The sequence below is a fragment of the Mycobacterium sp. ABE4_509 genome (genome assembly GCF_056160785.1).
The window spans coordinates 1-13,808 of record NZ_JBSWXU010000141.1 but is presented as its reverse complement, the minus strand read 5'-3'; the positions used below and the strand labels follow the sequence as shown (position 1 = coordinate 13,808).

Genomic DNA, 13,808 nt, shown 5'->3' with positions numbered 1-13,808 from the left:
GGGAGGAGGACGGAGAGGAAAAGGGCGGAGGGGGAAGGAAGGTGAAAGGGAAGGGGTTCGAGAGAGGGGAATGAAAAGGCGTAACAGACGCCGACGTCGAGCGCGTCGTCGGATCCGACCTGTACAAGAAGGTCGTGGTCAGCGACGCCGGGTGCTTCTGGCAGGAGAACACCATGCTCGGCAGCGTCGGCGCCGGAATGGGGATCTCGACCTGGTGGTACCGGGGCAGCGACATGGACACCGAACGCGAACTCGAGCAGCTTGCCGGGCGCACGCTGCACGAGCTGTCGATGGACGGCAACAAGGGTTTCAAGGCCTATGACGACGCGGCCTGCAGCATCTACGTGGCCAAGGGCGGCGACGTCATCACCTGGTCGATCCAGACGCTGAACTCGGCGACGCTTCCCGATCTGTGCGGAACCGTCGAGCAGCTCGCCCAACTCAGCCAGGATCGGGTGAACTGAGCGCGGACGACCGGTGCGGACGGGCGAGCAGCTAGAGTTTCTCGCTGACCCGGCCGCCCCTGCGGCGGGGTCACCGACGAGCAGGGGGGGCCAGATGGCAGCTCGGCCGCCGCGTTCGGCGAGGTTGAGCCGCGATTCCATCGTCAACGCCGCGCTGACTTTCCTCGACCGCGAGGGCTGGGACGCGCTGACGATCAATGCCCTGGCCAATCAGCTCGGCACCAAGGGCCCCTCGCTCTACAACCACGTGCACAGCCTCGACGACCTGCGCCGGACGGTGCGGATGCGTGTCGTCGGCGACATCATCGACATGCTCACCACCGTGGGCCGGGGCCGCACCCCCGACGATGCGGTCACGGTGATGGCCAGCGCCTACCGCAGCTATGCCCACCATCACCCGGGCCGGTACTCGGCATTCACCAGGATGCCGCTGGGCGGCGACGACCCCGAGTTCACCGAGGCCACCCATGCCGCGGCGGCACCGGTGATCGCGGTACTGTCGGCCTACGGTCTCGACGACGAGGCGGCGTTCTACGCCGCTCTGGAGTTCTGGTCGGCCATGCACGGGTTCGTGCTGCTGGAGATGACCGGGGTGATGAACGGCATCGACACCGACGCGGTGTTCACCGACATGGTCATGAGATTGGCCGCCGGTATGCGGTCGCGGTGACGGGCCGGGGCGCAAGAGACGCAGGTCAGCGGGTTTTGTCGAGGTCGGCGGCCCTGGTATCGTGGACGGTCGTGCCTGGCAGATAAGGCGCTTGGGGTCGAACAGGCCGATAAGCATGCCTGCACGCCGGGCCACTTTGCATGTCCGCGCCGTCGGTGCCTTGGAAATTACTCCGAGAACGCACGGCGGCCGCATGCGACACGCCCGGAAGCGGGGTAGCGCGACCGGGTGTAACAGCAGGACACAGAACGCAAGAGCAGACTTCGAACCACATAGAGCAGCAACGTCGAACACGACGAGGAACACAGAAAGCCGGTACATGCCAACCATCAACCAGCTGGTCCGTAAGGGTCGCCACGACAAGGTCGCCAAGGTCAAGACCGCGGCACTGAAGGGCAGCCCGCAGCGTCGCGGTGTGTGCACCCGCGTGTACACCACGACCCCCAAGAAGCCGAACTCCGCGCTTCGCAAGGTCGCGCGCGTGCGGCTGACCAGCGCGGTCGAGGTCACGGCCTACATCCCCGGCGAGGGTCACAACCTGCAGGAGCACTCGATGGTGCTGGTGCGCGGCGGTCGTGTGAAGGACCTGCCCGGTGTGCGCTACAAGATCATCCGCGGGTCGCTGGACACCCAGGGCGTCAAGAACCGCAAGCAAGCCCGCAGCCGCTACGGCGCGAAGAAGGAGAAGAGCTGATGCCGCGCAAGGGACCGGCGCCCAAGCGACCGTTGGTCAACGATCCGGTCTACGGGTCGCAGCTGGTGACCCAGCTGGTCAACAAGATCCTCATGGACGGGAAGAAATCCCTGGCCGAACGCATTGTCTATGGTGCGCTCGAGCAGGCCCGGGACAAGACCGGCACCGACCCCGTCGTGACCCTCAAGCGTGCGCTCGACAACGTCAAGCCCGCCCTGGAGGTCCGCAGCCGCCGCGTCGGTGGCGCCACCTACCAGGTTCCGGTCGAGGTGCGCCCGGACCGCTCCACCACGCTGGCGCTGCGCTGGCTGGTGACATTCTCGAAGGCGCGCCGCGAGAAGACCATGGTCGAGCGGCTGGCCAACGAAATCCTCGACGCCAGCAATGGCCTGGGTGCAGCCGTCAAGCGACGTGAGGACACCCACAAGATGGCCGAGGCGAACCGCGCCTTCGCGCACTACCGCTGGTGATTTCACGCCGGGCGTACGCGACGGGGCTGCGCGCGGCGGCACGACACACCTAACTAGAAGCGAAAGAGTGGGAATTTAGCCGTGGCACAGAAGGACGTGCTGACCGACCTCACGAAGGTCCGCAACATCGGCATCATGGCGCACATCGATGCCGGCAAGACGACGACGACCGAGCGCATCCTCTTCTACACCGGCATCAGCTACAAGATCGGTGAGGTGCACGACGGTGCCGCCGTCATGGACTGGATGGAGCAGGAGCAGGAGCGCGGCATCACCATCACCTCCGCCGCGACCACCTGCTTCTGGGGCGACAACCAGATCAACATCATCGACACCCCCGGGCACGTCGACTTCACCGTCGAGGTGGAGCGCTCGCTGCGCGTGCTCGACGGTGCGGTGGCCGTGTTCGACGGCAAGGAGGGTGTCGAGCCGCAGTCCGAGCAGGTGTGGCGCCAGGCCGACAAGTACGACGTGCCCCGGATCTGCTTCGTCAACAAGATGGACAAGCTGGGCGCGGACTTCTACTTCTCGGTGCGCACCATGGAGGAACGCCTCGGTGCCAACGTGATTCCGATCCAGCTGCCGATCGGTGCGGAGGGTGACTTCGCCGGCATCGTCGACCTGGTCGAGATGAACGCGAAGGTGTGGAGTGCCGAAGCCAAGCTCGGCGAGAAGTACGACACCATCGACATCCCCGCCGACGTGGCCGACAAGGCCGCCGAGTACCGCACCAAGCTGCTCGAGGCCGTCGCCGAGACCGACGAGGCCCTGCTGGAGAAGTATCTGGGCGGCGAGGAACTCTCGATCGACGAGGTCAAGGGCGCCATCCGCAAGCTGACCATCAGCTCGGAGGCCTACCCGGTGCTGTGCGGCAGCGCGTTCAAGAACAAGGGCGTGCAGCCCATGCTCGACGCCGTCATCGACTACCTGCCCTCCCCGCTGGACGTTCCGGCCGCCGAAGGCCACCCGCCCGGCAAGGAAGACGAGTTGATGACCCGCAACCCGTCGACCTCCGAGCCGTTCTCCGGCCTGGCGTTCAAGGTCGCCACCCACCCGTTCTTCGGCAAGCTGACCTACGTGCGCGTCTACTCGGGCACCGTGGAGTCGGGCAGCCAGGTCATCAACGCGACCAAGGGCAAGAAGGAACGGCTGGGCAAGCTGTTCCAGATGCACTCCAACAAGGAGAACCCGGTCGACCGGGCCTCGGCGGGCCACATCTACGCCGTCATCGGCCTCAAGGACACCACCACCGGTGACACCCTGAGCGACCCGAACGAGCAGATCGTGCTGGAGTCGATGACCTTCCCGGACCCGGTCATCGAGGTCGCCATCGAGCCCAAGACCAAGAGCGACCAGGAAAAGCTGGGCACCGCGATCCAGAAGCTCGCCGAAGAGGATCCGACGTTCAAGGTGCACCTGGACCAGGAGACCGGCCAGACCGTCATCGGCGGTATGGGCGAGCTGCACCTGGACATCCTGGTGGACCGGATGAAGCGCGAGTTCAAGGTCGAGGCCAACGTCGGTAAGCCGCAGGTGGCCTACCGCGAGACCATCCGGCGCAAGGTCGAGAAGGTCGAGTTCACCCACAAGAAGCAGACGGGTGGCTCGGGCCAGTTCGCCAAGGTGCTCATCGACCTCGAACCGTTCACCGGCGAGGACGGTGCCACCTACGAGTTCGAGAACAAGGTCACCGGCGGCCGCATCCCGCGTGAGTACATCCCGTCGGTCGACGCCGGCGCCCAGGACGCCATGCAGTACGGCGTGCTGGCCGGCTACCCGCTGGTGAACCTGAAGATGACGCTGCTCGACGGCGCCTTCCACGAGGTCGACTCGTCGGAAATGGCGTTCAAGGTGGCCGGCTCGCAGGTGCTGAAGAAGGCTGCGCAGGCGGCGCAGCCCGTCATCCTCGAGCCCATCATGGCCGTCGAGGTCACGACGCCCGAGGACTACATGGGCGACGTGATCGGCGACCTGAACTCCCGCCGTGGTCAGATCCAGGCCATGGAGGAGCGCAGCGGTGCCCGTGTCGTGAAGGCACAAGTGCCGCTGTCGGAGATGTTCGGCTACGTCGGAGACCTGCGGTCGAGGACTCAGGGCCGGGCTAACTACTCCATGGTGTTCGACTCGTACGCCGAGGTTCCGGCGAACGTGGCGAAGGAGATCATCGCGAAGGCGACGGGTCAGTGAGAATCGAGGTACGAGGCTCGGAGCTGACCCGGAGTCGAGCAATCGATTCGGCGAAGGCGACCGGGCAGTAGTAGCCCGGCTGTACTGCGGCGAGACACAACTGTAAAGATCAACCCTGCTTTAACCAGAAAGCACCAACACAGTCCAGGAGGACACAGAAGTGGCGAAGGCGAAGTTCGAGCGGAACAAGCCGCACGTCAACATCGGGACCATCGGTCACGTTGACCACGGCAAGACGACGCTGACCGCAGCTATCACCAAGGTTCTGCACGACAAGTTCCCGGAGTTGAACGAGTCGCGCGCGTTCGATCAGATCGACAATGCGCCTGAAGAGCGTCAGCGCGGTATCACCATCAACATCTCCCACGTGGAGTACCAGACCGACAAGCGGCACTACGCCCACGTGGATGCTCCCGGTCACGCTGACTACATCAAGAACATGATCACCGGTGCCGCCCAGATGGACGGCGCGATCCTGGTCGTGGCCGCCACCGACGGCCCGATGCCGCAGACCCGCGAGCACGTGCTGCTGGCCCGCCAGGTCGGCGTCCCCTACATCCTGGTCGCGCTGAACAAGTCCGACGCCGTCGACGACGAGGAGCTCATCGAGCTCGTCGAGATGGAGGTCCGCGAACTGCTGGCCGGCCAGGACTTCGACGAGGACGCCCCGGTCGTGCGCGTCTCGGCGCTCAAGGCGCTCGAGGGTGACGAGAAGTGGGTCAAGTCGGTCGAGGAGCTCATGGAGGCCGTCGACGCGTCGATCCCGGATCCGGTGCGCGAGACCGACAAGCCGTTCCTGATGCCCGTCGAGGACGTCTTCACCATCACCGGCCGCGGCACCGTGGTCACCGGTCGTGTGGAGCGCGGCGTGGTCAACGTGAACGAGGAAGTCGAGATCGTCGGCATCCGCCCCGGCACCACCAAGACCACGGTCACCGGTGTCGAGATGTTCCGCAAGCTGCTCGACCAGGGCCAGGCCGGCGACAACGTCGGTCTGCTGCTGCGCGGCATCAAGCGTGAGGACGTGGAGCGCGGCCAGGTCGTGACCAAGCCGGGCACCACCACCCCGCACACCGACTTCGAGGGCCAGGTCTACATCCTGTCCAAGGACGAGGGCGGCCGTCACACCCCGTTCTTCAACAACTACCGTCCGCAGTTCTACTTCCGCACCACCGACGTGACCGGTGTGGTGACGCTGCCGGAGGGCACCGAGATGGTCATGCCGGGTGACAACACCGACATCTCCGTCAAGCTGATCCAGCCCGTCGCCATGGACGAGGGCCTGCGCTTCGCGATCCGCGAGGGCGGCCGCACCGTGGGCGCCGGCCGGGTCACCAAGATCATCAAGTGATGATCTAGGCATTCAGCCAACAGGAGTGGCACCCACCCGAAAGGGTGGGTGCCACTTTTGCTTTCGCGGGCGTGCCGGCGGCCGTCCGACATGCGGAGACAACCACGACCGGCGTCGCTTTGATAGCATTTGCCGACGCAAACCCGGCGAATCGAAGGCGCTGATGGACGCAGAGCAAACTCAACCGATCGCGGTACCCAGGGGGCACGTTGCACCCGGGGGCACCGGCCGGTTCCGGGTCGACCCGTGGCGGGCCCTGGCATGCGTGTCGACCGCCGTGTCGGTCGCCGCGATCGGCACCCTGGTGTGGACGGCGGGGAAGCTGACCGACGTCACGCCCGCCGAGCGGGTGGAGTCCGACACGGCCGCGGCGGCGCCGGCATCCATCGCCGAGCCGCCCGCCGAGCCGTCTGTCGAGCCGGTGGACGGCCCTGCCGAAGCGGCGGGTATCGAGGGGTTGGCCGCCGACATGCTGGACATCGCTCCGCGTCCGGAGGCCGCTGCCGAGGCCGCTGAAGCAGAAGCCGACGGCGGTCTGGCCATCGAGCAGTTCTTCCCGGGCTCGGCCACCGCGCCTGTCGTGGCCGATCCCGTGGTCGCGGCGGCGCCGGCGAATCCGGTGCCGCCCCCCTGGACGGTGGACGCGGTCGACCTCGCCGCCCTCCTGCCGCCGGAGGTGGTCGCATCGGCGGTGGCGCCGCAGCTGTCCATCGATGCCATCATCGCCGCGGTCACCGGCACCGCGGCATGGGTGGGTACCGGAGCGTTCACGCTGCTGGGCGATGCGATCGTGGCGTCGGCCCTGAACAACGGCGCCAATCCGCTGCAGCCAGGCGATGCGCTGGCGGCACTGATGGCCCCGCTATCGCAGCTGCCGTCGCCTGCGGCGGTGGACTTGAGCGGGCTGTCCGCGCTGCCGGCGGTGGATTGGAGCCAGCTGCCTCCGCCGCCGTCGGTGAACTGGGCCCAGTTGCCGCCGCTGCCGGGACCGGACCTGTCGGCACTGGACCTGTCCAAGCTCCCCCCGATGCAGCTCGACATCACCAAGATCCCGCCGCCGCAGCTGCCGCCGCCGCCACAGCTGCCGCCGCCGCCGTACATCCCGCCGATCAACTGGTTCTGGTGGGTGCCGCACTTCTGATCCCGCGGTCGACGCAGCCCGGCGTGTAACACCTGCGATCGGCTCGGCGATGTACCGGACAACGGCCGTCGAGGGGTCGGCCGGGTTTCTTCGAGCGTTGGGTTCAGTCATTTGATTCGCATGTCCACCATCGCGGCACTCACCGGTGCCGTGCTCACCAGCGCTGCGGCGGCCGTCGGCCTGACGGCGGGCGCAGCCTGGGCCCAGCCCGAATGCCCCGACGTGCACTGGATCGGCGCTGCCGGTTCCGGGGAGCGAACCGGCGGCCTCAGCGCGGACGGCGGCATGGGCCGGGTGGTGCACAAGTCCTTCGGTGACTTCGCCCAACTGGTCCGTCAGGACGGCCGCACCGTCACCGCGGAAGCGGTGCAGTACCCGGCGACCGCGGTGCCGGAGGACGGCGGCATTCTCGACTGGGCCAACTTCATGGGCAGCGTGGACACCGGTGCCGAGGCGCTCGAGCAGCAGTACGCGGCGTTCGTCGCGCAGTGCCCGACCAGCCAGGTCGTGCTCGCCGGCTATTCGCAGGGGGCGATGGTCGTCCACCGCAACCTGCACGCGCTGGATTCCAGCCCCAACCTGGCGGCGGCGCTGCTGATCGCCGACGGTGACCGGCTTCCGCAGGACCCGACCATCAACCTGGGTTCGGTCACCGCGGTTCCGGGGGCCGGCAAGGGCGTCGCCCAGGATTGGCCGATCCTCGCGCACGCACCCGCTCCGCTGCCGGTCACGATGGGCAGCAGAACGATCAGCGTCTGCGATTTCGGTGACGCGGTGTGCGACTACGATCCCGACGCCGAGGATGTGGCCGACCCGGCCGCCGTCGCTGTGCACACCAGCTACGCGCGGTCGGCCACCGATCCGTGGACCCGGCCGCTCCATGACATCGTGAGCAGTACCCCGGGGATGACCCCGCAGGACGGACCGCCGACCGGGCAGGTTCTGGTCAGCGCCGGTTCCTGATCCGGGCATGCCGCGGCGGTAAACGCCGGTTGCGGCGATAATGCCTGAGCATGTCCACCTTGTTGCGGTATGTGCGCGTTCAGCTGTTCGTGCTGCTGTGTGGCATCGTCGGGCCGATCTTCCTGGTGATCTACTTCGCCAGCGGCACCGACCCGATGCTGAAATGGATGTTCTGGACCGGCCTGCTGGTCACCGCCCTCGACGTGCTGATCGCACTGGCGATCACCGGCTACGGTGCGAAATCGGCGGCGAAATCCAAGGCGCTGGAAGCCTCCGGGGTCCTGGCCCTGGCCCAGATCACCGGAATCCACGAAACCAACACCCGGATCAACGATCGGCCGCTTATCAAACTCGACCTGCACGTCTCCGGTCCCGGGATCTCTGCGTTCGCCACCCAGGACCAGGTGATCGCGTCGGTGGCTCGGCTTCCGCTGATCACCAACCGAAACCTGGTCGCATTGGTGGATCCGGCCACCCATGAGTACGAAATCGATTGGGAAAGAAGCGCGTTGGTGGGCGGCTCGATGCCGGCGACGTTCACCCTGGCCGAGGACAACCGTACCTACGACCTGACGGGTCAGACTGAACCGTTGATGGAGATTCTGCAGGTGCTCAAGGCCCACCACATCGATCTGGACGCCATGATCGACATCCGGTCGAATCCGGCGGCCCGTCAGCAGGTGCAGCAGATCGTCCGCAGGGCGGCATCGGCGATGCCGCCGCCCGCGGGTGGGGCGGCGCCGTTCGCCGCGGCCGACGATGAACCCACCACCGGTCAGCGCCTTGCCGAGTTGGACGCGTTGCGCGCGACCGGGTCCATCACCGATGACGAGTATCGCGCCAAACGCGAGCAGATCATCGCCGATCTCTGAGGTTCGCCCGACCGATTCCCGCCGGTTCGCGCCGGCAACGCGGTCGGGTTACCGTCGTTAGGTCACGTCGGCCGCGGGGTCGGTGGCATGCACTTTCGCCTTCCGCGAGACATCGACGGCACGGAGTACCCAGTGGACGAGCACGGCCCATTCGAGCACGACTCAGTGCTGTCACCAGCGGCTCGAAGTCGTTGCTCGGCAGCTGAATCCCACGCATGACGGGCAATGTTCCCGGCTTCGAGGTCGCCCCGTGGCAGCTGCGCTGGAATCAGGCCAGGCCCGGCGCGCTCGGTCTGACCGAGTCGACCTTCGCGCTGTCGAACGGCCATATCGGTATGCGCGGGACGCTCGACGAAGGTGAACCGGTGGTACAGCCCGGAACGTACCTCAACGGGTTCTACGAACTGCGCGGATTACCTTATGCCGAAAGTGCATACGGCTATCCGGAGTCCGGGCAGACGGTGGTCAACGTCACCGACGGAAAGATCATCCGGTTGCTGGTCGAAGACGCGCCGATCGATCTGCGCTACGGTCACTGGCTCGAACACGAGCGGACCCTCGACTTCCGTTCCGGCACGCTGCGCCGCCATTCGGTGTGGAAGTCGGCCACCGGGCGGGTGGTCAAGATCGCCTCGGAGCGGTTGGTGTCGTTTACCAAGCGGGCCAACGCGGCCATCAAGTACGAGGTCGAGCCCGTCGAGCAGGACATGCGGCTGGTCGTGCAGTCCGATCTGCTCGCCAACGGTCCGGTGCCGGCTCAGGGCGACGACCCGCGGCTGGCCGCGGCGCTGGACTCGCCGCTGATCGCCGAACACGCCGAGTGCCGGGACCTGCGCGCGATGCTCAGCCACTGCACCCGCCAGTCGGGGCTGCGGATGGTCGCCGGGATGGATCACGAGGTCAGCTATCCCGAGACCGCGAAGGTCACGGTGCGTGCGGACGAGGATCTGGCGAGATTGACCGTCGCCGCCCACGTCCCGGCCGGGCAGAAGCTCACCGTCATCAAGTACCTCGGCTACGGCTGGTCCCGGGTTCGGACCATGCCCTCGCTGCGTGCCCAGGTCGATGCCGCACTGTCGATGGCGGCTGAGGCCGGATGGGACGAGCTGATCCGGTCGCAGCGCGAGTTCCTCGACGAATTCTGGCTCGACGCCGACATCGAGATCGACGGTGACCCGGAGCTGCAGCAGGCAGTGCGGTTCGCGATGTTCCATCTACTGCAGGCCGGTGCGCGCGGTGAAGCGCGACCGATCCCCGGTAAGGGACTGACCGGGCCCGGATACGACGGACACACGTTCTGGGACACCGAGACTTTTGTGGTCCCGATGCTGACCTACACGACTCCGAAGGCCGCGCGTGAGGTGTTGCGCTGGCGCCACGCCACACTGGACAAGGCTCGCACCCACGCCGTGGCGATGGGTCAGGCCGGTGCGATGTTCCCGTGGCGCTCCATCAACGGCGAGGAATGCTCCGGCTACTGGCCGGCGGGCACCGCGGCGGTGCACATCACCGCCGACATCGCCAACGCCACCGCCCGCTATCTCGCCGCCACCGGTGACACCCAGTTCGAGACCGATTGTGGGGTGGAGCTGCTCGTGGAGGGCGCGCGGCTGTTCGCCCGGTTCGGCCACCACGACGACGGTGTCTTTCGCATCGACGGGGTCACCGGACCCGACGAATACAGCGCGATCGTCAACAACAACGTGTTCACCAACCTGGCAGCCAGGCAGACCCTCGACGAAGCGGCCGCCGCCTGTCTACGGCGGCCCGATGTGGCCGAGCGGCTTGCGGTGGGGGACGACGAGGTGGCGAACTGGCAACGCTGCGCGGAGAAGATGTTCATCCCCTACGACGAGGAACGGCAGGTTCATTCGCAGTCTGAGGTGTTCACCCGCCTTGCGCCGTGGGACTTCGACGCCTCGGCGGGCCGGCATCCGCTGTTGCTGAACTACCCCTACTACGACCTGTACCGCAAGCAGGTCATCAAACAGGCCGACCTGGTCATGGCGATGTACCTGTGGGGCGATCACTTCACCCCCGAGGAGAAGCTGCGCAACTTCGACTACTACGAGCCGATCACCGTCCGCGACTCGTCGCTGTCGGCCTGCTGTCAGGCGGTGATGGCGGCCGAGGTCGGCTACGTCGACCTCGCCTACGACTACCTGGTGGAGACGGCGTTCACCGACCTGCACGACCTGCACAAGAACGTTTCCAGCGGCCTGCACATCGCCGCGCTGGCCGGCACCTGGATGGACTGTGTGGCCGGCTTCGGCGGAATGCGCGATCACGGGGGCCGGATAACTTTCGCTCCCCGGCTGCCTGGGGCGCTGTCGTATATGTCGTTTCGAATAGTGCTGCGGGACAGCAAGATAGTGGTGGCGATCGATCGTGACAGCGCAACCTACCGGCTGTTGCACGGCGGTGCCGTGGAGCTCGCACACCACGGGCAGGCCTTCGCGCTGGAACCGGACCTGCCGGTGACCCTGCCGATACCGGCACTGGCCTACCGCACCCCGCCGCCGCAACCCAAGGGCTGTGAGCCCTACCGCAGGCCGGTCCGCGCGGACTACTAGCCCGGCCGGCCGTCGTCGCAGGCAGCGGAGTTGAGCCGATCGGCGCGCCGGGCCCGGCCTGATCCACTAGCGTCGGCGGAGCGGACCCGGATTACCCGGCTCGCCGACGGGAGATCTGATCCAGCGGAGGGTATCTAGCATGGGTGGAGCATCGAGCGGCTACGGCGTGCATTCCGAGGTGGGCAGGCTGCGCAAGGTGCTGGTGTGCTCGCCGGGGCTGGCGCACGAGCGGCTGACGCCCACCAACTGTGACGATCTGCTGTTCGACGACGTGCTGTGGGTGCAGAACGCACGGCGTGACCACGTCGACTTCATGGACAAGATGCGCGAGCGCGGCGCCGATGTGGTCGAGCTGCACGCCGTGCTGACCGAGACGATGGAGGACCCACTGGCCAAGGCCTGGCTGTTGGACCGCAAGATCGTGCCCAACGAGGTCGGTCCCGGGCTGACCGAGGAAACCCGCGGGTTCCTCGACGAACTTCAGCCGCGCCGCCTCGCGGAGTTGCTGATCGGCGGGATGTCCACGGTGGACCTGCCGGCCGATCTCGGAGCCGGGTACCGGGCGCTGGCGCGTGAGGACACCGGCGTGACCGAGTATCTGATGCCTCCGCTGCCCAACACCCTCTACACCCGCGACACCACCTGCTGGATCTACGGCGGGTTGACGCTCAACCCGTTGTTCTGGCCCGCCCGCCACGACGAAACCCTGCTGATGAAGGCCATCTACGAATTCCACCCCGATTTCGTCGGTTCGCCGGTGTGGTGGGGCGATCCGGAGAAATCCTGGGGCCTGGCGACCATCGAGGGCGGCGATGTGCTGGTGCCCGGCAACGGCGTGGTGCTGATCGGAATGAGCGAGCGGACCTCCCGCCAGGCCATCACCCAGGTGGCCGCGGAGTTGTTCGCCAACCAGGTCGCCGACAAGGTGATCGTCGCCGGGATGCCGAAGCTGCGGGCAGCGATGCACCTGGACACCGTGTTCACCTTCGCCGACCGCGACGTGGTGACGATCTATCCCGAGATCGTCGACGGGATCGTGCCTTTCACCCTGGTGCCCAGCGACACCGGGATCGGGGTCGAGGTGCGGCCCGAGACCAAACCGTTCGTCGAGGTCGTCGCCGCCGCGCTGGGACTGCCCGCGCTGCGGGTGGTCGAGACCGGCGGGACCAGATACGACGCGGAGCGTCAGCAGTGGGACAGCGGCAACAACCTGGTCGCGGTCGAACCGGGCGTCGTGTTCGCCTACGACCGCAACACCCACACCAATTCGCTGCTGCGTAAGGCCGGCATCGAGGTGATCACCATCGTCGGCGCCGAACTGGGCCGGGGGCGCGGCGGCGGACACTGCATGACCTGCCCGATCATCCGCGACCCGCTCGACTGGTAGTTTTCTGGAACACGTTCTAGTCCCGGTGTTAGCCTGACTTCGCCCCGGTCGGCGTGAAGCCGGGCCGGGTGTGTGCTCCCGGAGAGAAAGGACCATCTGTGGCTGCTGGCGCACCTCTGGAGGGCCGTGTCGTGCTGATCACCGGGGCGGCCCGCGGACAGGGGCGGGCCCACGCGGTCCGGTTGGCCCGCGACGGAGCCGACGTGATCGCCGTCGACGTGTGCGCACCGGTGTCGGAGACCGTCACCTACCCGATGCCCAGCCCCGACGATCTCGCCGAGACGGTGCGCCAGGTCGAGGACACCGGCCGCAAGGTCATCGCCCGCGAGCTCGACATCCGGGACCTGGCGTCCCAGCAGCAGGTGGTGGCCGACGGCGTCGAACAGTTCGGCCGGCTCGACATCGTGGTGGCCAATGCCGGTGTGCTGAGCTGGGGCCGCATCTGGGAGATGTCCGAGGAACAGTGGGACGTCGTCGTCGACGTGAACCTCAACGGAACCTGGCGCACCATCCGGGCCGCGGTTCCCGCCATGATCGAGGCCGGAAACGGCGGCTCCATCATCGTCGTCAGCTCGTCGGCCGGGCTGAAGGCCACGCCGGGCAACGCGCACTACTCGGCGTCCAAGCACGGCCTGGTCGCCCTGACCAACGCGCTCGCCCTCGAAGCGGGGGAGTACGGCATCCGCGTCAACTCGATCCATCCGTACTCCATCAACACGCCGATGATAGAACCCGACGCGATGGCCGCGATGTTCGGCAAGTACCCGACCTACCTGCACAGCTTCGCGCCGATGCCGCTGAAACCCGTTGCCAGGGAAGGCAAGCCGGGCCTGCAGGAGTTCATGGCGCCCGAAGAGGTGGCCGACGTGGTGGCCTGGTTGGCCTCCGATGCGTCGATGACGGTCTCGGGTTCGCAGATCGCTGTCGACCGCGGCGTGATGAAGTACTAGTGGTCCGTCTGCGAATTAGTGCGGTAGTTTGTAGTATGCCTGTTATGACAGCTGCCGCGTTGCCGGTCAGCGATGCCCAGCGTGCG

The 13,808-nt window shown here is 66.8% G+C and carries 11 protein-coding genes and 1 pseudogene; all 12 read left to right on the top strand.

Features of this window, described 5'->3' with window-relative positions; translation table 11 throughout:
- Nucleotides 1-77: 77 nt before the first annotated feature.
- Nucleotides 78-464: pseudogene (locus ACXAID_RS22885) on the top strand (DUF3558 family protein); the annotation flags it as partial.
- 94 nt (nt 465-558) lie between these two features.
- Nucleotides 559-1,134 carry a TetR/AcrR family transcriptional regulator gene (locus ACXAID_RS22880; protein ID WP_475024479.1) on the top strand — a complete coding sequence of 192 codons (576 nt, stop codon included), beginning with the start codon at nt 559-561 and terminating at the stop codon, nt 1,132-1,134.
- A 319-nt stretch (nt 1,135-1,453) separates the two neighbouring features.
- A complete protein-coding gene (gene rpsL, locus ACXAID_RS22875; protein WP_152515674.1) occupies nt 1,454-1,828 on the top strand; it encodes a 30S ribosomal protein S12 in 375 nt (124 codons plus the stop codon).
- Nucleotides 1,828-2,298 (top strand): 30S ribosomal protein S7, encoded by a 471-nt coding sequence (rpsG, locus tag ACXAID_RS22870; RefSeq protein WP_475024478.1) that lies wholly within the window; start codon nt 1,828-1,830, stop codon nt 2,296-2,298. Before rpsL ends, rpsG begins: the two co-directional genes overlap by 1 nt.
- A gap of 81 nt (nt 2,299-2,379) precedes the next feature.
- Nucleotides 2,380-4,485 (top strand): elongation factor G, encoded by a 2,106-nt coding sequence (gene fusA / locus ACXAID_RS22865; protein WP_475024477.1) that lies wholly within the window; start codon nt 2,380-2,382, stop codon nt 4,483-4,485.
- 160 nt (nt 4,486-4,645) lie between these two features.
- Nucleotides 4,646-5,836 carry an elongation factor Tu gene (gene tuf, locus ACXAID_RS22860; protein ID WP_475024476.1) on the top strand — a complete coding sequence of 397 codons (1,191 nt, stop codon included), beginning with the start codon at nt 4,646-4,648 and terminating at the stop codon, nt 5,834-5,836.
- A gap of 265 nt (nt 5,837-6,101) precedes the next feature.
- Nucleotides 6,102-6,977, top strand: a complete 876-nt coding sequence (locus ACXAID_RS22855) for a hypothetical protein (RefSeq protein WP_475024475.1) — start codon at nt 6,102-6,104, stop codon at nt 6,975-6,977.
- A gap of 120 nt (nt 6,978-7,097) precedes the next feature.
- Nucleotides 7,098-7,940, top strand: a complete 843-nt coding sequence (locus ACXAID_RS22850; RefSeq protein WP_475024474.1) for a cutinase family protein — start codon at nt 7,098-7,100, stop codon at nt 7,938-7,940.
- 50 nt (nt 7,941-7,990) lie between these two features.
- Nucleotides 7,991-8,812 carry an SHOCT domain-containing protein gene (locus ACXAID_RS22845; protein ID WP_475024473.1) on the top strand — a complete coding sequence of 274 codons (822 nt, stop codon included), beginning with the start codon at nt 7,991-7,993 and terminating at the stop codon, nt 8,810-8,812.
- 215 nt (nt 8,813-9,027) lie between these two features.
- Nucleotides 9,028-11,385 carry a glycoside hydrolase family 65 protein gene (locus ACXAID_RS22840; RefSeq protein WP_475024472.1) on the top strand — a complete coding sequence of 786 codons (2,358 nt, stop codon included), beginning with the start codon at nt 9,028-9,030 and terminating at the stop codon, nt 11,383-11,385.
- Between the two features lie 139 nt (nt 11,386-11,524).
- Complete coding sequence (locus tag ACXAID_RS22835; protein ID WP_475024471.1) at nt 11,525-12,772, top strand: arginine deiminase; 1,248 nt, start codon at nt 11,525-11,527, stop codon at nt 12,770-12,772.
- A gap of 116 nt (nt 12,773-12,888) precedes the next feature.
- Nucleotides 12,889-13,722: a mycofactocin-coupled SDR family oxidoreductase gene (locus ACXAID_RS22830; RefSeq protein ID WP_475024480.1), complete on the top strand. Its 834-nt coding sequence runs from the start codon at nt 12,889-12,891 to the stop codon at nt 13,720-13,722.
- The last annotated feature ends 86 nt before the right edge of the window (nt 13,723-13,808 follow it).